At 68.0% G+C, this 19339-nt stretch carries 19 protein-coding genes and 1 tRNA gene; 9 read left to right on the top strand and 11 right to left on the bottom strand.

Going from position 1 to position 19339, the window contains the following annotated elements; genetic code table 11:
• The first annotated feature begins 103 nt into the window (after positions 1-103).
• The 4 genes from ACTFO6_RS06305 to ACTFO6_RS06290 all read left to right on the top strand — a co-directional run bounded on the left by ACTFO6_RS06305 (position 104) and on the right by ACTFO6_RS06290 (position 2920).
• Positions 104-757 carry an RNA polymerase sigma factor gene (locus tag ACTFO6_RS06305; protein ID WP_439933600.1) on the top strand — a complete coding sequence of 218 codons (654 nt, stop codon included), beginning with the start codon at positions 104-106 and terminating at the stop codon, positions 755-757.
• Between the two features lie 2 nt (positions 758-759).
• Positions 760-996 carry an anti-sigma factor family protein gene (locus ACTFO6_RS06300; RefSeq protein WP_439933599.1) on the top strand — a complete coding sequence of 79 codons (237 nt, stop codon included), beginning with the start codon at positions 760-762 and terminating at the stop codon, positions 994-996.
• 34 nt (positions 997-1030) lie between these two features.
• On the top strand, positions 1031-2275 hold the full coding sequence (locus tag ACTFO6_RS06295; RefSeq protein ID WP_439933598.1) for a MerC family mercury resistance protein: 1245 nt from the start codon (positions 1031-1033) through the stop codon (positions 2273-2275).
• Between the two features lie 171 nt (positions 2276-2446).
• A complete protein-coding gene (locus ACTFO6_RS06290) occupies positions 2447-2920 on the top strand; it encodes a cupin domain-containing protein (RefSeq protein WP_439933627.1) in 474 nt (157 codons plus the stop codon).
• A gap of 51 nt (positions 2921-2971) precedes the next feature.
• Here the strand turns inward: ACTFO6_RS06290 and ACTFO6_RS06285 are convergent, their stop codons facing one another.
• The 3 genes from ACTFO6_RS06285 to ACTFO6_RS06275 form a co-directional block, all read right to left on the bottom strand.
• On the bottom strand, positions 2972-4297 hold the full coding sequence (locus ACTFO6_RS06285) for a TRAP transporter large permease (protein WP_439933597.1): 1326 nt from the start codon (positions 4295-4297) through the stop codon (positions 2972-2974).
• On the bottom strand, positions 4288-4869 hold the full coding sequence (locus ACTFO6_RS06280) for a TRAP transporter small permease subunit (RefSeq protein WP_439933596.1): 582 nt from the start codon (positions 4867-4869) through the stop codon (positions 4288-4290). Before ACTFO6_RS06280 ends, ACTFO6_RS06285 begins: the two co-directional genes overlap by 10 nt.
• Before the next feature lie 215 nt (positions 4870-5084).
• The gene (locus ACTFO6_RS06275; RefSeq protein WP_439933595.1) at positions 5085-6230 is read right to left on the bottom strand and encodes a TRAP transporter substrate-binding protein; all 1146 of its coding nucleotides are present in this window, start codon (positions 6228-6230) and stop codon (positions 5085-5087) included.
• A gap of 151 nt (positions 6231-6381) precedes the next feature.
• Between ACTFO6_RS06275 and ACTFO6_RS06270 the strand changes: the two genes are divergently transcribed.
• On the top strand, positions 6382-7851 hold the full coding sequence (locus ACTFO6_RS06270) for an amidase (RefSeq protein WP_439933594.1): 1470 nt from the start codon (positions 6382-6384) through the stop codon (positions 7849-7851).
• A 231-nt stretch (positions 7852-8082) separates the two neighbouring features.
• Here ACTFO6_RS06270 and ychF read toward each other — a convergent pair whose 3' ends face one another.
• The 8 genes from ychF to ACTFO6_RS06230 form a co-directional block, all read right to left on the bottom strand.
• A complete protein-coding gene (gene ychF, locus ACTFO6_RS06265; protein ID WP_439933593.1) occupies positions 8083-9174 on the bottom strand; it encodes a redox-regulated ATPase YchF in 1092 nt (363 codons plus the stop codon).
• Between the two features lie 83 nt (positions 9175-9257).
• Positions 9258-9842, bottom strand: coding sequence for an aminoacyl-tRNA hydrolase (gene pth, locus ACTFO6_RS06260; RefSeq protein ID WP_439933592.1), 585 nt, complete (start codon positions 9840-9842; stop codon positions 9258-9260).
• 93 nt (positions 9843-9935) lie between these two features.
• The gene (locus ACTFO6_RS06255; protein ID WP_439933591.1) at positions 9936-10598 is read right to left on the bottom strand and encodes a 50S ribosomal protein L25/general stress protein Ctc; all 663 of its coding nucleotides are present in this window, start codon (positions 10596-10598) and stop codon (positions 9936-9938) included.
• Between the two features lie 98 nt (positions 10599-10696).
• Positions 10697-11647, bottom strand: coding sequence for a ribose-phosphate pyrophosphokinase (locus ACTFO6_RS06250; protein WP_439933590.1), 951 nt, complete (start codon positions 11645-11647; stop codon positions 10697-10699).
• Positions 11648-11741: 94 nt separating this feature from the next.
• Positions 11742-11816, bottom strand: a tRNA-Gln gene (locus tag ACTFO6_RS06245).
• Between the two features lie 58 nt (positions 11817-11874).
• Entirely contained in the window at positions 11875-12723 is an 849-nt protein-coding gene (gene ispE / locus ACTFO6_RS06240; RefSeq protein WP_439933589.1) for a 4-(cytidine 5'-diphospho)-2-C-methyl-D-erythritol kinase, read from the bottom strand.
• Positions 12708-13292 carry a lipoprotein insertase outer membrane protein LolB gene (lolB, locus tag ACTFO6_RS06235; protein ID WP_439933588.1) on the bottom strand — a complete coding sequence of 195 codons (585 nt, stop codon included), beginning with the start codon at positions 13290-13292 and terminating at the stop codon, positions 12708-12710. The genes ispE and lolB overlap by 16 nt, the downstream gene beginning before the upstream one ends.
• A gap of 24 nt (positions 13293-13316) precedes the next feature.
• Entirely contained in the window at positions 13317-15059 is a 1743-nt protein-coding gene (locus ACTFO6_RS06230; protein WP_439933587.1) for a tetratricopeptide repeat protein, read from the bottom strand.
• A 204-nt stretch (positions 15060-15263) separates the two neighbouring features.
• On the opposite strand from ACTFO6_RS06230, the gene ACTFO6_RS06225 reads away from it, so the two are divergent.
• The 4 genes from ACTFO6_RS06225 (at position 15264) to ACTFO6_RS06210 (ending at position 19337) form a co-directional block, all read left to right on the top strand.
• Positions 15264-16259, top strand: coding sequence for an ABC transporter ATP-binding protein (locus tag ACTFO6_RS06225; protein ID WP_439933586.1), 996 nt, complete (start codon positions 15264-15266; stop codon positions 16257-16259).
• Positions 16260-16371: 112 nt separating this feature from the next.
• A complete protein-coding gene (locus ACTFO6_RS06220) occupies positions 16372-17112 on the top strand; it encodes an ABC transporter permease (protein WP_439933585.1) in 741 nt (246 codons plus the stop codon).
• Positions 17113-17127: 15 nt separating this feature from the next.
• Positions 17128-18486, top strand: a complete 1359-nt coding sequence (locus ACTFO6_RS06215; RefSeq protein WP_439933584.1) for a GldG family protein — start codon at positions 17128-17130, stop codon at positions 18484-18486.
• 11 nt (positions 18487-18497) lie between these two features.
• Positions 18498-19337 (top strand): DUF4340 domain-containing protein, encoded by an 840-nt coding sequence (locus ACTFO6_RS06210; protein ID WP_439933583.1) that lies wholly within the window; start codon positions 18498-18500, stop codon positions 19335-19337.
• Positions 19338-19339: the final 2 nt, after the last annotated feature.

Genomic DNA, 19339 nt, shown 5'->3' with positions numbered 1-19339 from the left:
GGAAGTCGGGGGGCAAAATCTCCCGTCGCCTGCGATGCTGACCCGCGGCGACGGCCGCGGCGGGAGGAGGACGAACGGAAACCCGTTCGGACTGAGGATGGCGATGGCAAACCCAGGCGAAGCCGCCCCGGAGGAATCCTCGTCCCGGGACGCCGGCCGCCGCCGCTTTTTCGAAAAGGAGATACGGCGCCTGACGGATCGGCTCTACGGTGTCGCCCTGCGCTTGACCCGCAACCCGGCGGACGCCGAGGACCTGGTCGCGGAGACCGTCGCCAAGGCCTGGTCCCATCTCGATGAGTTGCGCGACCCGCTGGGCTTCGGCAAATGGATCATGCGCATCCTCACCAACACCTTCATCAGCACCTGGCGGCACCGCCGGTGCCAGCGCGAGGTGGCGTGGGAGGATGAGGCGGCCGGTGACGAAGGGGAGCCCGACGAGGACCGGTTTTCCCTGTTCGAGAAGCTGCACCAGCCGTTTCTCCTCTGGTGGGGCACGCCCGAGCATGCGTTGCTCAACAAGCTCTTGCGGGAAGATCTCGAGAAAGCCATCGACTCGCTGCCCGACGAGTTTCGCCTCGTGGTGGTGCTGGTCGACCTGGAAGGGTACGCCTACGCGGAAGCCGCCGAGCTGCTGCACGTGCCGGTGGGCACGGTGCGCTCGCGCCTGAGCCGGGCCCGGGGACTGCTCCAGCGGGCCCTTTGGAAGCAGGCCGTCGACACCGGGCTTCTGCCCGGGGCGGCGCCGCACAAGGAATGAACATGGCCAGGCGAACCGTGAACTGCGAAGAGGTCCTGCGGCACCTCTTCGCCTACATCGACCAGGAGCTGGACGCCGAGGCGAGCGCCGAGATCGAGCGCCACCTCGAAATCTGCCGCGGCTGTTTCAGCCGCGTACAGTTCGAGCGCAGGCTCAAGGCGCTAGCCCGGGAGACGGCCTCGACTGAGGCGCCCGAGCGCCTGCAGCGACGGCTGAAAGCGCTGATCGACAGCTTCTAGAAGCGCTCGACGCGCGGGTCAACGAGGGGCATCGATGGTCGCCATCTTTGGATACTCTCGAGACGTCATCCTCGCCGCCGTCAGGGAGATGTACACGGCGGTGGCGACCGAGCCCTGCGGCCCGTTCCATTTCCCGGTGGGGCGTGCCGCGTGCCGGGCGGTGGGCTACCCGGAAGAGGTCCTCGAAGCGCTCCCGGAGACCGCGGTCGAGTCCTTCGCCGGCGTGGGTTACCCGTTCCGCGCCGATGCCATCCGCCCCGGCGACACGGTGCTCGACATCGGCTCCGGCTCGGGGACGGACGCCCTCATCGCCAGCCGCATCGTCGGCCCCCGGGGCAGGGTATGGGCCCTCGACATGACCCCCGCCATGGCGCAGAAGCTGCGCCGCCTGGTGGCGTCCCTGGGCATCGCCAACCTCCAGGTGATCGAGGGATCGGCGGAAGCCATTCCCCTTCCCGACGCCAGCGTGGACGTGGTGACGAGCAACGGGGTGCTCAACCTGGTGCCCGACAAGCGCCGGGCCGTCGCCGAGATCTTCCGGGTGCTCCGTCCCGGCGGCCGGGTGCAGATCGCCGACATCGTCATCGGCCGCCCGGTGGACGCCGAGTGCCACGACGACCCCAAGCTTTGGGCGGAATGCGTCGTCGGCGCGACCGTGGACGAAGACTATCTCGACCTGTTCCGCGACGCCGGGTTCGCCGACGTCCGCGTCCTGGGAGAGCACGACTACTTCGCCCACAGCCGCAACGCGGAGACTCGCCGGATCGCCCGCCGCTTCGGTGCCCGCGCAATCGAGATCGCCATGGAGCGCGGCAGCCGTCCGTCCAGGGCCGCCGCGCTCGCCCGGCGCCTGGACCCGCGGCGGCTTCTGCGCTCCCTCGAGCGCCGGGGACTCGCGGGCGTCCTCGCCCTAGCCCTGGCGCTCGCCGCGTGCTACGGCACGCTGGCGGCCCTGGCGATGCTATCCCTGCTCGGCGTGACGCTGGTGATCGACGAAGGAGCGTGGACCGGGACGATCCTGCTGTTCGCCGTCCTCGCGGCGGCGGCGGTGGCCGGCGGGTACCGGCGCCACCGTTCCGCGGCGCCGCCGGCCCTGGCCCTCGGAGGCGCCGTGCTGATCGGTTATGCCCTGTACGGGTCTTATAGCCTGGCCATCGAGCTGGCGGGGTTCGCCCTGCTCGCCGCGGCGGTTTACGCGGATTTCCGCCTGCGGCGGCGGAATGGGATGTTGTCCGCTTCCCATCAGGAGGAGGCCGCCGGAAAGAGGATGCCCCCCTGACCCGACCATGGACGGTCCCGGATCGGTCCCATGGGCGAGGTGGCGGAATCGATCCTGGCGATGGAGGCGGCCAGCCCGCTCTCCGACGGTCTGCCGGAGGGCCGGGAAACGGCCTCTGAGCGGTTGATCAGTGGTTTTCGCCACGAGGAGGGCGCCATGAAAGGCTTAAAGATGGTGAAGTTGTCGATAATCGCGCTCGCGTTGGGCACATTCGGCGTGCCCGGGGCGTGGGCGGCGGGCCCGTACCGGGGAGAGGGTCACCTCATCACGGCGGGCGACGCGTTCACTTGGTCGGATGTGGCGTCGATGGCACCCGGGGCCAAGATCGCGGTCATTGAGGGGCCCTTGAACGAGGCGGTGCCGTTCATTTTCCGGCTCAAGCTCCCCGCCAACTACAAGATCGCGCCCCACTGGCATCCGGCGTACGAGCGGGTCACGGTGATCTCGGGAACGCTGTACTTCGCCGCCGGCGACCGGTTCGCACCGGAAAAAGCCACGGCGTTGCCCGCCGGGGCGGTCGCCATCATGCCTCCCAAGATGCCCATGTACGGCTTTACCAAGGAAGAGACCGTCATCCAGGTCCATGGAACCGGCCCCTGGGGCATCGAGTACGTGAACCCCGCGGACGATCCGAGGAAGAAATGACGCTCCGGCTTTAGCCGATCGGGACGGCCCGAACACCGGGCCGTCTTTTTTTTATCGGCCCAAGAGAACGCCTGGGAGCCAGAGGGCGATCTGGGGGAAGAAGAACACCAGCATCAGGCCCACGAGTTGCAGGCCCAGGAACTGGAGCATGCCCAGGTAAATATCTTTGAGCTCCCACTCGGGCATGACGCCCTTGAGGAAGTAGGCGGCCAGCGCGACGGGAGGCGAAAGCCACGCAGTCTGGAGGCAGACCGCCACCAGGGCGCCGAACCATACCATGTTGACGTCGAGCTGGGCGATCACCGGCAGCATGACCGGAAGAAAGATGAGGACGATCGGCGCCCAGTCCAGAGGCCACCCCAGGAAGAAAACGAGTGCGAGCAGCAGAAGCAGCAGAACCGTGGGCGGCACCCCGAGCCCGAGCAACGCATCGGTAATCATGAACGGGGTCTGGAGAATGGAGAACACGGCGCCGAAGTAATTGGACGCGGCGATGAGAAACAGCACCACGCTCGAAGTCTCCAGCGTCTGCAGCATGGCGGCCTTGAACTTCCGCCAGTCCATGCGCCGGTAGGCGAGCGTCAGGCAGAAGGAACCGAAGGCGCCTACGCCGGCCGCTTCCGTCGGCGTGGCCAGCCCGGCCAGGATGCTGCCGAGGGTGGCGGCGATGATCACGACAAGGGGAAGCACGCCCTGAGCGAACTCCTTGACGATGTAGCCGACCGAAGGGGCCCGCTCGGCGTGAGGAAGCGGCGGCCCCAGGTGGGGCTGGAAGTGTGAGCGCACCAGGCAATAGACCAGGAACAGCCCCGCCAGGAGAAAGCCGGGTAACACGGCGGCGGCGAACAGCTCCAGGATGGACACGCGCAGAATCGGGCCCATCACGATGAGCATGACGCTCGGGGGAATGAGAATGCCCAGCGTGCCGCCCGCCGCAATGGCGCCGGCGGAGAGTCGGGGATCGTACCCGCTCTTCTGCATCACCCTGCCCGCCATCAGCCCGATGACGGTGACCGACGCCCCGACGATGCCGGTAGCCATGGCGAAGACCGTGGCCGTGGCCAGGACCGCCAAGTAAAGGGAGCCCCGCAAGGGGGCGAACATGAGCCGGAACGCGCCGAAGAGCCGCTCCATGAGCCCCGCGCGCTCCAGAATGAGCCCCATGAAGACGAACAGCGGCACCGCCGCCAGGGTCGACGCCTCCATCGTGCTCTGGAATTGCACGATCATCAGCCCGAAAGCGTCGGTGCCCACCCCGAGGTAGCCTGCGACGAGGGCCACGAAGAGCAGAGTGAAGGCTATGGGGAAGCCGGCCAGGAGCAGCACGAACAGGGCGACGAGCAGCCACAGGCCCAGCACTTCCGAGCTCACAGCCATCTCCCCCTGATCAAGGCGTAGATGCTCTTGAGGGTTTCCGAGACCCCCTGGATCAAAAGCAGCGCCCCGGTCACCGGGATGACCGCCTTGAAGGGGTAGAGCGGAGGCATCCACGGGCTGGTGATGGCATGTTCCTTGAGGCGCCAGGAGTCATAGAAAAAGTCCCATCCGTACCACAGGAAGATGGCGAGGCCGGGAAAGAAAAAGAACACGTAGGCGACCGTGTCCACGAAGGCCTGCCAGCGGACCGGAAAGCCGTTGTAGAGGAAGTCGGTGCGAATGTGGGCCCTCCGCTTCAGCGCGTAGGCCGCCCCCAGCATGAAGAACGCCCCGTAGAGCATGAAACTCGCGTCGTGGGCCCAGATGGTCGGCGCGTCGAAGAAGTACCTGGCCACCACCTCGAACACCATCACGCCGACGAGCGGCACGATCAGCCAGGAAACGAGCCATCCCGTCCGCTCGGCGAAGGTGTCGAGGGCGTGGATGACGCGCAGCAGCGCCCGGGGCGGCAGCGTCTCCGGCGGGGAATGGCCGCCGCTGTCGGGCGCTCTTTCGTTCAGGGCTTGCTCCATGGGGTTGGTCTGGCGGGGGTGGAGGCGGGAGGCTCCGGTGCCCCGGGCGCGGGAAGCGCTCCGATCCCAGGGATAATTGCACCCGCCCCTTGACGCCGGTCGAACGACTCACCTGCGCCGAGGGGGTACCGGAGCGGGCGCTTTGTTTCGAACCGCGCCGTTTCGCCCGTCCCGTCCGCCCCGTGCCCTCGACCGATTTGCCTGTCCCGATCCCCTTACTTCGGCGCCTGCGGCCGGATGACCGCGTTCTCCGACAGGCTGAAGTAGATGCGCAGCACTTCGCCCCACCACGGCGCGACGGTGAGGGCGAAATTGCGCTGGGACTCCACCACCCTCTTGAAGAAGGCGTCTTCCCGCGAGCGCTTCTCCAGGACGCGGCCGGCGGCCTGCATGAGGCCGGCATGAATGTCGGGCGGCGTCGGCGAAACGGTGATGCCGTGCTTCTCCCGCAGCGTCTTGATCGTCTCGGCGTTGCGCACGATGTCGCTGGCGAAGGTGTCCACGATGGTCGCCATCGCGGCCGTGCGCACGATCTCCTGGAGATCCTTTGGCAGCTTGTTCCAGAAGCCCTTGTTGATGACGATCTCGCCCACGTCGATGAACTGATGGATGCTGGCGAGGTAGTAGCGCTTGAAGGTCTGGTGGAAGCCGAAGGCGATGTCCTCCACGGGATTGATCCATTCCGCGCCGTCGATCACCCCCCGCTCCGCGGCCGGAATGATCTCTTCGCCCGGAAGGAACACGGCGGAGACTCCCGCCTCCTTGAAGATCTCGCCGGCGAGACCTGGGGGCGAGCGATACTTGATCCGCTGGAACTGCTTCATGTTCTCCACCGGAACCTTGAACCAGCCGAGGGGCTGCCAGCCCGAGGGGGTCACGAACACGGAGACCACATTCACGCCCATGACGTTCTGCAGCAGCTCGTGGTAGAGCTCCAGCCCGCCGCCCTTGTACATCCAGGCGAAATGGGTCAACTGGTCCAATCCGGCCATGGGCCAGACCGGCGTGTTGCTGAACAGGGATGTGGCGGGATGCTTGCCGCTCCAGTACTGGGGCCAAGCGAAGCCCGCTTCCAGGATGCCCCGATGGACCGAGTCGAGGATCTGGGGAGAGGGCACGATGGCGCCCGCGCCGAAGACCTGCACCTTCAGCCGCCCCTCGGACATGACATCGACCCGGCGCGCGAACGCCTCCAGCATCTCGAAGGACATCGCGCCGGAAGGCACCGCCGCCTGAATGCGCATGCGGAAGGTTTCCTTCGCCAGCGCCGTCGACGGCGTGTGAATCAATAGGCTCAGCGCCGCCACCATGGCCAGCGCCGCCGCTTTGCTCAAGCCGATCAGCTTAACGCGCCTATCCATGCCCTGCCCTCCCCCTGGTGTTATTTAAAGAAAGCGCTTACATTTTTCAGGTTAGACAAACTTTGCGGATCGCGCAACCCTTTTTACCGGCCTGGCGGAAGGGCCGGGACGCCCGTCGCACGGGGCGCGGCACGAGAGCAAGGGGATGGAAATGAGCAAGTCCTGGGAAATCGGAAACATCGGCGATGCGTTCGAGCCGTCGCCGCTTCCCGGCACCGTCGCCGAAGCGGCATACCGCTTGCGCGCGGGCGCGCTGACGGCGGTCAACCTCACCCGCGCCTGCCTGGAGGGCATCGCGCGCCTGGATCACCGGCTCAAGGCCTTCATCACGGTCGCCGAAGACGAGGCGCTGGCAACGGCGGAAGCCATGGACGCCGAGCTCAGGCAAGGCAAGGACCGGGGCCCGCTCCATGGCATTCCCATCGTTCACAAGGATCTTTATGACACGGCGGGCATGCTGACCACGGTTGGATCGGAGCTGTTCCGCCAGCGCGTTCCTCGGGAGGATGCAACAGTCGTGCGCAAGCTCAGGGCGGCCGGCACTGTGATGCTGGGCAAAACCAACCTGAGCGAATTTGCTGCCGGCACGTCGGGAACCAATCGGGCCTTCGGCGACACGTGCAATCCCTGGGACCTCGCCCGCTCGGCCGGGGGCTCCTCCAGCGGCACGGCGGCGGCGCTCGCGGCCGGCCTGTGCCTGGGCGGCACGGGCACGGACACCGGCGGCTCCATCCGCATCCCCGCGAGCTGGTCCGGGATCGTAGGCATCCGTCCCACCTTCGGGCTGGTGAGCCTGCACGGCTGCCATCCGCGCGCCTACAGCCTGGACTGCGGCGGTCCCCTGGCACGCACGGTGGCCGACGCCGCGATCCTGCTCAACGCCATGGCGGGCTACGACCCGCGGTACAGGCACTCGATCCGCGCCCCCAAGGCGGATTACACCGCGGACCTGGACAAGGGCGTGAAGGCATTGCGCCTGGGGATCATCGAAGATTACACCTTCCGCGACATCGACCCGGAAGTGGCGGGCGCGGTACAGGCGGCCGTGAACCAGCTTGCGCAATTGGGCGCCGAGATCAAGGTCATCAAGGTTCCCGTGTTGAACGATTCTCTGGAGCATTCGTTCCTGCTCGACCTCCTGTTCTACGAGTTCAACCAGATCCTGGGCGACCGGTACCGGGCGATCGAGAACAAGGAAGAAATGTTCGAGCCCATCGTGCGCGAGAACATCGCCCGAGGCGAAACGATCTCCCGGGAAGCCTACGAAAAGCTTCTCGCCGAGCGGCCCAAACGCATCGCGGCGATGAAGGAAATCTTCAGGGAGGTGGACGCGCTGCTCACGCCCACGGCGCCGACGGCAGCGCCGCCCCTCGACGCTGGCCCCGAGGTGTACGATCGCGCTCGCCGATTCAATCTGCCCATCAGCTTTCTCGGATTGCCCGCCGTTTCCGTGCCGTGCGGCTTCAGCGCGGCGGGACTGCCGATCGGGCTGCACCTCGTCGGCGACGCGCTCCAGGAAGCGTTGCTACTGCGGATCGCCGCGGCGTATGAAGAGGCCACCCGGTTCTATCAAAGACGGCCGCCGGTGCACATCGCCCGCGGGCCGCAAGCTTATGTCTGACCGTCCCCGAGGAGCGTTGAAGTGGGAGGTGCGCCCGCACGTTTCTGGCGATACCACACTGCCCCTCGCCTTCGCGCCGAGGCCCGGTCCCTCTTGGAGCAAGCCGCCGAGGCAACACGAATCCACTTACGGGCACAGCGTTGATAGCCCAAGCGATCGGTAAGCCAGCGGGCCATGATGCCTTTGAGGCCGCCCTCGCCGCGGGCCGCGCGACGCCGCGCCGCCTCCATGTCAGACGTTGAAGCGGAAGTGGATCACGTCGCCTTCCTGGACCACATAGTCCTTGCCTTCCAGCCGGAGCTTGCCCGCCTCCTTGGCCCCTTGCTCGCCGCCGCAGGCGATGAAATCGGCGAAGGAGATCACCTCGGCGCGGATGAAGCCGCGCTCGAAGTCGGTGTGGATGACCCCCGCCGCCCGGGGCGCGGTGTCGCCCCGATGGATGGTCCAGGCGCGTACCTCTTTGGGTCCGGCGGTGAAGAAGGTCTGCAGCCCGAGGAGCGCGTAGGCGCTGCGGATCAGGCGATTCAAGCCCGGCTCCGCGAGCCCCAGGTCGGCGAGGAACAGCTTTTTGTCCTCCTCGGGCAAATCGGCGATCTGGGCTTCCAGCGCCGCGCACAGGGGCACCACGGGTGCCTCTTCATTCGCCGCGTAGGCCTTAAGCCGCTGCAGGAGGGGGTTGTCGCCGAATCCTTCCTCGTCCACGTTGGCCACGTAGAGCACGGGCTTCAGGGTGAGCAAGCACAGGGGCTTGACCCGCTCTTGCTCCTCGAGGGTGAGATCAAGGGTGCGCGCCGGCAAGCCCTGGTTCAGGTGTGCCTCGAGCCGCTCCAGCACCGCCACCTGGGCGCGCGCCTCCTTGTCCCCCGCGTTGGCCGGCTTCTGGTAGCGGGCGAGGGCCCTGCCCACGGTGGCTAGGTCCGCCAGGGCGAGCTCCGTGTTGATGGTCTCCACGTCGGCGACGGGATCCACCTTGCCGGTCACATGGGCCACGTTTTCGTTTTCAAAGCAGCGCACCACGTGGGCGATGGCGTCGGTCTCGCGGATGTGGGCGAGAAACTGGTTGCCCAGTCCCTCGCCCCTGGAGGCCCCCGCCACCAGCCCGGCGATGTCGACGAATTCCACGATGGCCGGCACCACCTTCTGGGGTTTGACGATGGCGGCGAGCTGGGCGAGCCGGGGGTCCGGCACCTCCACCACCCCCACGTTGGGGTCGATGGTGCAGAAGGGGTAGTTCTCCGCCGGGATGGACGCCTGGGTGAGGGCGTTGAACAGGGTGGACTTGCCCACGTTGGGCAGTCCCACGATGCCGCACTTGAGTCCCATCGATAATCCAGGAATAAGAGCGAGGAAAGGAGCCGGGACAGGGAGAGGCTGGCGGCCGGCAAAAAGATGCTCCCGCAGGCCGTTCACGCCTCCCGCTTGGCCGCTTTCGTATGGAGCTTCAGCATGGCCGCTTCCATCTGTCCGCGGGCGATCAGGGGCCACACGCCCAGGCCCCGCGCCATTGCCTCCTCGATGGCCACGCGCTCCTCGTTTCGCGGCGGGCTCAACACGTATGCAGCCACGTCGCCGCCCACGCCCGGATGCCCGATGCCGAGGCGCAGCCGCCAGAAGTCCTGGGTCCCGAGCTGGGCAGCGACGTCCTTGAGCCCGTTGTGGCCCGCGACGCCGCCGCCGCGCTTGAGCTTGATCGTTCCCGGAGGAAAGTCCAGCTCGTCGTGGACCACCAGGATGCTTTCGGGGGCGATCCTGTAGAACCGGGCCAGGGCGCCCACCGCCCGACCGCTCAGGTTCATGTAGGTCAAAGGCTTGAGGAGCCACAGGTCCACGTCTCCCTCGGCGACTCGCGCCACGGCGCCGTGGAACTTGGGCTCTTCCCGCCAGGCGGCGCGCTGGCGCTCCGCGATGCGCTCGACCCACCAGAAACCGGCGTTGTGCCGGGTGCCGGCATACTGGGGGCCGGGATTGCCGAGACCCACGACAAGCCGCATTGACGCTTTCTCGATCGACGGCAACAAAAAGCCCGCCACGGCGCTTCACCGGTCCATGGCGGGCTCGGCGGGCGAGCTGCCCTCAGCCCGCCATCAGGATTCTTTCTTTTCCTCCTTCTTCTCTCCGCCCACCAGCGGGACCTCCGCAGCCACCGGCGCCGCCTCCACGGCCTCTTCCTCCATCGCAACCCGATGCACCAGAATGGTGGCCACCACCGGGTTGTCCCCCTTGTTGAGCGCCACCGCCTCCACCCCTTCCGGCAGCTTGATGTCCGCCAGGTGGAGAGAATGCCCGACGGTCAGATGGCCCACGTCCACCTCGATGTACTCGGGCAGGTCCTTGGGCAGGCAGACCACGTCCACTTCCGTCATGACGTGGCTGACGATGCCGCCCGAGAGCTTGACCCCGGGTGCGATCTCGGCGTTCACGAAATGCAGCGGCACCTTGATGTGGATCTTCTGGTCCTGGGCCACCCGCTGGAAGTCCACGTGCAACACCTGCTTCTTGAAGGGGTGCATCTGCACATCCCGCAGCAGCACCTGTTCCTTCTTCCCCTCCAGGTCCATGGTCAGGATGGAGGAATGGAACGCCTCGTGCTTCAGGTTGTTCATCAACGCCAGGTGTTCCACCTGAATCGGCAGGGCAGGCTCCTTACTCCCGTAGAGGATCCCCGGCACCCAGCCGGAACGGCGCAGGCGGCGGCTCGCACCCGTACCCTGCACGTTGCGCGTTTTCGCGCTCACTTCCATCTTCATTGCGACTCTCCCTTCAAAGGTTGCCCGCGACCAGGCAACGGTTGGTCAATGGCGAATACGGCCAATGAGGGTTCTGCGGCCCTTTTTCCTCCATCCGCTCATTCCATGAACAGGGAGCTCACCGAGTCCTCGTTGCTGATGCGCAACATGGTCTCGGCAAGAAGCCCCGCCACGGTGAGCTGGCGGATCTTGCAGCACTTCTGGGCGTCTTCCCGCAGTGGGATGGTGTCGGTCACCACCAGCTCGTCCAGCACCGACTGGCTGATCCGCTCCACCGCCCTGCCTGACAGCACCGGATGGGTGCAATAGGCCAGCACCCTCTTCGCCCCGTGATCCTTGAGCGCCTGGGCCGCCTCGCACAGGGTGTTGGCGGTGTCCACCAGGTCGTCCATGATGACGCAAGTACGCTCTTCCACTTCGCCGATGATGTTCATCACCGTGGCGACATTGGGCTTGGGCCGCCGCTTGTCGATGATCGCGAGATCCGATTCCAGGCGCTTCGCCACCGCCCGGGCCCGCACCACGCCGCCCACGTCCGGCGACACGACCACCATGTCCTCGTAATCGTGTTTCCACAAGTCGCCCAGCAGGATGGGGGTGGCGTAGATGTTGTCCACTGGGATGTCGAAGAAGCCCTGGATCTGGTCCGAATGCAGGTCCATGGTGAGCACCCGGTCCACGCCCGCACTGGTCAACATGTTGGCGATCATCTTGGCAGTGATGGGCACCCGAGCCGAGCGCGGGCGCCGGTCTTGGCGCGCGTAGCCGAAGTAGGGGATCGCCGCGGTGATGCGGCCGGCGGAGGCGCGCTTGAGCGCGTCCACCATGACCAGCACCTCCATCAGGTTGTCGTTGCTGGGCGGGCAGGTGGACTGGAGCACGAACACGTCCTTGCCCCGCACGTTTTCCAGGATCTCCACCATCACTTCGCCGTCGCTGAAGCGCCCCACGGTGGCCCTGCCCAGATGGATGTTGAGGTGGCGCACCACGTCTTCGGCAAGCTTGGGATTGGCGTTGCCGGTGAACACCATCATGTCGGCGTAAGGCATAACCAGGTCTCGGAATTTCAACGCTTGAGGACCGATCGTGGATGGGTTGAAGGTAACCTGCACCGTCGGGGTGGAGAGCCCGGGCGGGGCGGTGTGGCTGGGGAGGTAGGATTCGAACCTACGAATGCCGGAATCAAAATCCGGTGCCTTACCACTTGGCGACTCCCCAGCGAAGACGGTCAGGGATCGACCCGCGCCGGCTCGGCCGGATCGAGCGCCGACGGCTTTCAGTCAGCGAAGTCGTGCAGCGGGTGCCGATCCATGCCCTGGGCCACGAAGCCTTCCAGGTCCCGGGGCCGCAAGTCCAACACCCGCCGCGCCTCTTCTTCCCGGTCGAACGCGGCGAACACGCACGCCCCCGACCCGGTGAGCCGCGCCTGGGCATAGCGCTCCAGCCAGCGCATGCAGGCATCGACCTGGGGAAAGCGGCGCCTCACCACGGGCTCCAGGTCGTTGCGCCCCTGTTCCACCGAAAAGGCGCTCATTTTGATGGGATTCGTGTTGCGTGTCAAATCGCCGCTGGCGAAGATTTCCGCCGTGGAGACAGCCACCTGCGGCACCAGCACCAGATACCAGGCGGGCGCAAGGGGAATCTCCGTCAGCCGCTCCCCTACCCCTTCCCCGAAGGCGCTGCGGCCGAAGACGAACACCGGCACGTCGGCCCCGAGCCGAAGCGCGAGCGCCATCAATTGCGGGCGGGGGAGATTGAGCCCCCACAGCCGGTTCAGGGCGAGCAGGGTAGTGGCCGCATCGGAGCTGCCGCCCCCCAGCCCGCCGCCGATGGGCAGGCGCTTGTCGATCTCGATCTCCACCCCGAGCCGGGTCCCGGAGGCCGCCTTGAGCAGGCGGGCCGCGCGCACGGTGAGATCCTCTTCCGGCGCCACCCCCGGCACGCCCCCCGGGCGCCGGATTTCCCCGTCTTCCCGCACGCGCAGCCGCAGCCGATCCCCGTAGTCGAGGAAACGGTACACCGTCTGCAGCAGATGGTAGCCGTCGGGACGGCGCCCGATCACGTGCAGAAACAGGTTGAGCTTGGCGGGTGCGGGGAAATCCACCCCGGTCAAGGTCTGGCCCACTGGTCGATGGTCAAGCGGATTTCCAGCTCCCCGCGACGGGCGCTCAAGGTGCGGGGCAGGGCTCTCCCCTCCGCCTTATCGGCATAGGCGAGGTAACGGATCTCCCAGCCGTCCTGCACTAGGCTCATCAGCCGTCCCGCACCGTCGTAGCGAGCCTCTCCCGGGGAAGCCGGGTTGGGTCGCCCCGTGGCCCAGTAGGCGAGCCCTCCCAGGGGCAGTTCCCATCCCAGCACCTCCCGGGTGAGGCTCGCCGCGTCCGCCGCCTGGTACGCCCGGCCCTCGGAGGTGACCAGGGTCACGGCGCCGCCCGCCCCCGTCACCCGGGCCACGGCCTGCCCCAGGGGCGAGACGATCCACAGCTCGTCCCGGGCGGGGGTATGGGTCCAGCGCACTCCGCCGTTGAAACCCTCCTCGCCGTGGCGCACGCCGATGCGGCCGGCGAGGAAAAAGGCGTCCATCGTGGCCGGGGGCCCCCCCGCCGGCTCGGGCAGGCTGGCGCAGGCGGCGAGGAGCAGCGCCGCCCACGCGGCGCCTTTGCGGACGCGATGGAAAGAAAGGAGAACCGCCAAGGAGAAAACCTGCTCAGCGAGCGTTCAGCGCGCGAACTTGCGCACGGCATCCAGCAGCACTTTATTGTCGGGATGCTCGCTTAAGGCGGAATCCCACACCTTGCGCGCCTCATCCTGCCGGCCGAGCACCCACAACACTTCTCCCAGGTGGGCGGCGATTTCCGGGTCGGGCCGCAGCCCGTAGGCCCGCTGCAGGTAATCCAGCCCTTCCTGGATGCGCCCCATCCGGTACTCGACCCAGCCCATGCTGTCCAGGATAAAGGGATCGTCGGGCGCCAGCTCTAGCGCTTTCTCGATCAGCCGGCGCGCCTCGTCCAGCCGCTGGTTGCGGTCCGCCAGGGTGTAGCCCAGGGCGTTGTAGGCGTGGGCATGGTCGGGCTTCAACCGGATCAGGGCGCGCAGGTTTTTCTCCAGCACATCCAGGCGGTCCAGCTTCTCCGCCACCATGGCTTGGTCGTAGAGCAGGTCGGGGTTCTCGGGCATGCGCTCGAGGGCCTTGCCGAGGAGATCGAAGGCCTCCTGATAGGCCTCCGCCTCCCGCAGCAACTGGGCCTCGGCCAGGACCAGGGGGACCTCCTGGTCCGGATTCTCCTGCGCCACCTGCCGCAGGTAGGTCCGCCCTTCCTCCATCTTGCCCTGCTTGGCCAGCACGGTAGCGTAGCGCACCCGGGCCTGGAGCTGGTGTTCTCCTTTGCCCACGGACAGGTACCAGGCGGCCGCCTGGTCGTAGCGCTTGCGCTCCTCCTCGAGCTGTCCGAGGAAGAAGCGGATCGCGTCCTTGTCCCGGTAATTGAGTTCCAGCGCCTGGCCAAAATACCCCGCCGCGGCGTCGTAGTCCTTGAGCTGCATGGCGAGGAGTCCCACAGCCACCAGCACCTCCGGGTTGCGCGGATGATCCGCCAGCACCGCCTGAAACTGCTCCCGGGCGTCCCCATAGCGCCGCTCGGCGGTGAGGGCCCGGGCATAGGCGAGGCGCACGTCCCGGGCTTTCGGGTACCGGGCCAGGTAATCTCGGTAGAGGGCAAGCGCCTCCTGCGGGGAATCCTGGCGCACGAGCTGGGCTTCCAGCAATAGGGCGAGCTCCCACTCGGGCTTCAAGGCACGGGCCCGGCGCACCTCCGTGAGGGCCGCCTCCCGTTCCCCCGCGTTGGCCGCGGCCTGGGCTACGGCGAAGTGGGCTTCGGCCAGGTCCGGGTAGGACCGGGCCAGCTCCCGGGTGAGCTTGAGCACGGCCGCCTTGTCGGAATGGCGGGCGAGGAGGTTATTGAGCTGCAGGAAACCCTGACCCACGTTGTCGCCCTCGTCGGCGAGAAGCTGCTGGAGATGGGGCCGGGCTTCTTCCAGGCGGCCCCCCGCCACCAGCAGCGCCGCCACGGTCTGGCGCGCCCGCTCCGCCTTAGGGTCCAGCTCCAGCCACAGTTGCGCCGCCTCTAGCGCCTCCGAGGAGCGGCGGGCGTAGACCGCGATCTCGGTGGCGCGGCTCGCGATGCGCGGATCCCGGGTCTTCCTGGCGAGATCCAGGTAGGCCTGGCTCGCTACGGCGAACTCCCCCCGCTGGCTGGCGATCTCGGCCAGCAGGAATTGGTACAGCAACTGGCGGGTGAGCTCGAGCTTGGGAAGTTCCGGTTCGGAGGAAGCGAGCGCGGGTGGCGCAGCCGAGGGATTCTCTGCGGCCGGCGGCCGCGCCTGGGCCAACTCGTGGCGGGCCGCCACCTGGGCGCATCCCACGAGCGCCATCACCGGCAATAGGACGAATGCGCAGCGCACGAAACGGATATCGGGTCGGGAAGCCTTCGTGTTTAGAGGCGGGAGGCCGTTCCAGGTTCGCGCCGCGGACCGGCACCGCCGTGCCGGTCTCCGGCTCGCGATGGCGACAGACCAACATATTAGGTATATTTAGCCACCGTCACAAGCGCCGATGGGACGCGGCGCGCGAGCGCTGCGCGTCTCGCACCGGTTTCCTCCGTCCTCATGAATCATTCCGCGACGGCCACCGTCACGCTCGCCGCCCAAGGCCTCGCGCGCCGCTTCGGCGAGCGCCTGGCGGTGGCCCGGGTGGACCTGGAGCTGAGAAGGGGCGAAGTGCTTGGCTTCCTCGGTCCCAACGGCGCCGGCAAGACCACCACCATGCGCATGCTCACCGGCACGCTCGCGCCCAGCGCTGGGCGCGTCGAAGTGTGCGGCATCGACCTGCTGGAGCGTCCCCTAGAGGCGAAAGCCCGCATCGGTTACCTGCCGGAGACGCCGCCCCTCTACCGGGAGCTGACCGTGGACGAATACCTGCGGCTGGCGGCGCGCCTGCACCGGGTGCCGCGGGGCGGGCTGCGGACCGCGGTCGCTCGGGCGAAGGAGCGCTGCGGGCTCGCCGAGGTGGGCGACCGCCTGATCGGCGCCCTGTCCAAGGGCTACCAGCAGCGGGTAGGCATCGCCCAGGCGATCGTGCACACCCCCGACGTGCTGATCCTGGACGAGCCGACGGTGGGGCTGGATCCGAACCAGATCCGGGAGATCCGCCACCTCATCCGCGAGCTGGGCGGAGACTACAGCGTGATCCTCTCCACCCACATCCTGTCGGAGGTGGAAAGCGTGTGCGACCGGGTGCAGATCCTGCATCAGGGACGGGTGGTGTTCGACGACACCCTGGCGGCCGCCCGTTCCAGCGGCGGGGCCGGTAGCCTCGTCGTGGGCTTGAGGCGGCCGCCGGCGGAGGAGGCGATAGAGGCCATCCCCGGCGTCGCCCGCGCCGAACGCCTGCCCTCGGGGGAGTTTCGCGTGCACTGCGCGCCGCAAGAGGATCCCACCGACGCGCTGGTGCGGGAGTCGGTGCACCGGGGCTGGGGCCTTTATCACCTGGCGCCGTGGCCCGCCACCTTGGAGGAGGTGTTCACCCAGCTCACGGCGGGCGACGAAGCCGCCCCGCCGGTGGATGGCGAAGAAAGGCAGACCGACGAGGAGGCAGCCGCGTGAGCCACCCGGCGAGGGACCCCGCCGCAGGCGGGGATCGACGGCAAAGCGAATGCGGCCGGCTGCCGACACCGCGATGCGTAGCTGGCCAAGCCACGGCCAAGGAGGCAGCCGCGTGATCGCCGTCATCGCCGCCAAGGAAGTGCGCGCCCTGTTCCACTCGCCCCTGGCCTGGGTGGTGCTCGCCGTGCTGCAGGCGGTGCTCGCCTGGATCTTCCTCGGGCGGCTGGACGCTTTCCTGAGCCTGCAGCCCCAGCTCGCCCGCTTCGCCAACGCTCCGGGCTTCACCGAGCTGGTGGTGGCGCCCACCTTCGGCGCTGCCGCCTTGGTGCTCCTCATGGTGGTGCCGCTCCTCACCATGCGGTTGATCGCCGAGGAGCGGCGCCAGCAGACGCTGCCCTTTCTCACCGCCGCGCCGGTGTCCAGCACCGCCCTGGTGCTGGGCAAGTTCGCGGGGCTCATGCTGTTCCTGTGCCTCCCGGTCGCCCTTCTGGTGGCGCTCGCCGCCTCCCTCGCCCTGGGGGGCCGCCCCGACTGGGGCCTGATCGCCGCCAACGCCCTGGGACTGCTGTTGCTCACGGGTTGCTTCGCCGCCGTGGGCTTGTGGCTCTCGTGCCTGGCGTCCCAGCCGGCGATCGCCGCCATCGCCACCTTCGGCGTGCTGCTGGGCCTGTGGATCGTGGACCTGAACGCGGTGGCCGAGAGCGCCCTGCGCCACGCGTCGTTGCTCCGGCGTTTCGAAAGCTTCAACCAGGGCCTGATCGACAGCTACGACACGGCGTTCCTGGTGCTCTTCTGTGCCGTTTTCCTGGCGCTGGCCCTGCACCGCCTGGACGCGGAGCGCTGGAGTGGCTGAGCTCGGACGTTTCCCATGGAGATGACCCCCGCCCGGCAACGGCGCCTGCGGCTCCAGGGCCTGTTCACGGTGGTCCTGGTGGTGGTCCTGACCCTGCTGGCCGGCCTCCTCGCCTGGGCCCACCGCGCCCAGTGGGACTTCACCCAGAACGCCCGCAACACCCTATCCCAGGAGAGCCGGGAAGTGCTCGCCTCCATTCCCGGACCCGTGCGGGTGACCGCCTATGCCACGGAGCGCGATCCCGAGCTGGGGGACCTGCGCAAGCGCATCCACGACTTCATCGGGCGCTACCAGCAGGCCAAGGCGGACCTTCGGCTCGATTTCGTCAATCCGGAGCTGGAGCCCAAGCGGGCGCGGGACGCGGGCATCCAGATGAACGGGGAGATGATGGTGGAATACGAGGGCAGGGCCGAGCGTTTCTCCCCCTTCAATCTGAACGAGCAGGCCTTCACCAACCTGCTCGCCCGCCTTGCCCGCACCCACGAGCGCGTGGTGTTCTACCTAGAGGGCCACGGGGAGCGCAGCCTCGCGGGCCAGGCCAATCACGACCTGGGGGAATTCGGCCGGCGCCTGGCCGCCACCGGCTTCAAGCTGAGCCCGCTCAAGCTCACCCTGGCCCAAGAGGTGCCCGCCAACGCCGCCCTGCTGGTGATCGGGAGCCCCCAGGCGGAGCTCCTGCCGGGGGAGGTGGACAAGCTGCTCAAATTCGTCGACCGGGGCGGAAACCTGTTGTGGCTGCTCGACCCGGAATCCCTGGGGGGGCTGGAACCCCTGGCCGAGCGGCTGGGACTGAACCTCCTGCCCGGGATCATCGTGGACCCGGCGGCGGAGGAGATGCGGGCCCCGGCCACCTGGGCCCTTGCCGTCTCCTACGGACCCCACGCCGCCACGGACGGGTTCAACCTGATCACCGTATTTCCCCTGGCGCGCCCCATCACCGTGGGGGAAGACACGGGCTGGCGCAGCACGCCCCTGGTGGAAGTGGCGCCCCGGGGCTGGGTGGAGACGGGGTCCCTGGAGGGGGAGATGCACTTCGACCCGAAGCGGGACCTGCGCGGGCCGGTACCGGTGGCCACCGCCCTGGAGCGCACGCGCAACGACCGGGAGCAACGGGTCGTGGTGGTGGGCAGCGGCGCGTTCCTGGCCAACGCTTTCATCGGCAACGGGGCCAACCTGGACCTGGGGCTCAAGCTGGTCAACTGGCTAGCGGGGGACGAGCGCCTGGTCACCATCCAGCCCAAGGCGGTCCGGGACGCCCAGCTCCAACTCTCCCGCCCGGCGGCCCTCGCCATCACCCTGGGCGGATTCATCCTGTTGCCGCTGGGCTTTCTCGCCCTGGCCGCCGCCGTATGGTGGCGCCGGCGCAGGCTTTAAGCGAGGACTTCATGCCGGCGCGCACCTGGCTCAACTTGGCACTGCTCGCTGCGGCCCTCGCCTTGGGGCTCGCCCTCGCTCTGGCGCCCCAGGAAGCGCCACCCCCGGAATACCGGCTGTCCCCTCTAGAAGCCTCCCAGGTGGACCGGGTGCACATCGCCCGGGCCAGCCTGCCGCCGATGGAGCTCAAGCGGGCGGAGCAAGGCTGGCGCGTTATCGCGCCGGTGGACGCCCGGGCGGCGCCCGTCAAGGTGGAACGGATGCTGGAGCTACTCGCGGCCCGAAGCCGGGAGCGGCTGGAAGCCACTGGGCTCGAGCGCTACGACCTGGCGCCGCCCCCCCTCACCGTGACCCTGGGAGGGCAAAGCTTCGGCTTCGGCCTCGTGAACCCGGTGACCGGCCAGCAGTACGTGCTCGCCGCCGATGGGGTCTACCTGGTCTCGCCCCGGTATGCCGCCGCCTTTCCCCTGGCGGTGGAGGAGGTGCTCGCCCGGGAGCTCCTCGCTCCCGGTGAGCAGCCAGTGGCCATCGAGCTGCCCGGGCTTCGCGTCGCCCTGCAGGACGGCCGCTGGCAGGTGGAGTCCGCCATCGAGGGAGTGAGCCAGGACGAGGTGAACCGCTGGGTCGACCGGTGGCGCCACGCCCTCGCCGTCGCCTCCGAAGTGGCGGAGGAGGCGGCCCCGGCCGGGGAGCGGGCCCTGATCCGGCTCGCCGACGGCCGCACCGTGGAACTTGCCATCGAAAGCCGGACCCCTCAGCTGGTACTCCTGCGCCGGGACGAGGGTCTGCGGCTGCGTTTTTCCCCCGAAGTGAGCCGGGCCATGCTGGCGCCCCCCGGGTCTTCCTCCTGACC

Source organism: Pelomicrobium sp. G1 (assembly GCF_051905455.1).
In the GTDB taxonomy this organism is placed as follows: domain Bacteria; phylum Pseudomonadota; class Gammaproteobacteria; order Burkholderiales; family UBA6910; genus Pelomicrobium.
Note: the sequence above shows the minus strand (reverse complement) of the source record. Positions and strands in the feature narration are given on the sequence as shown.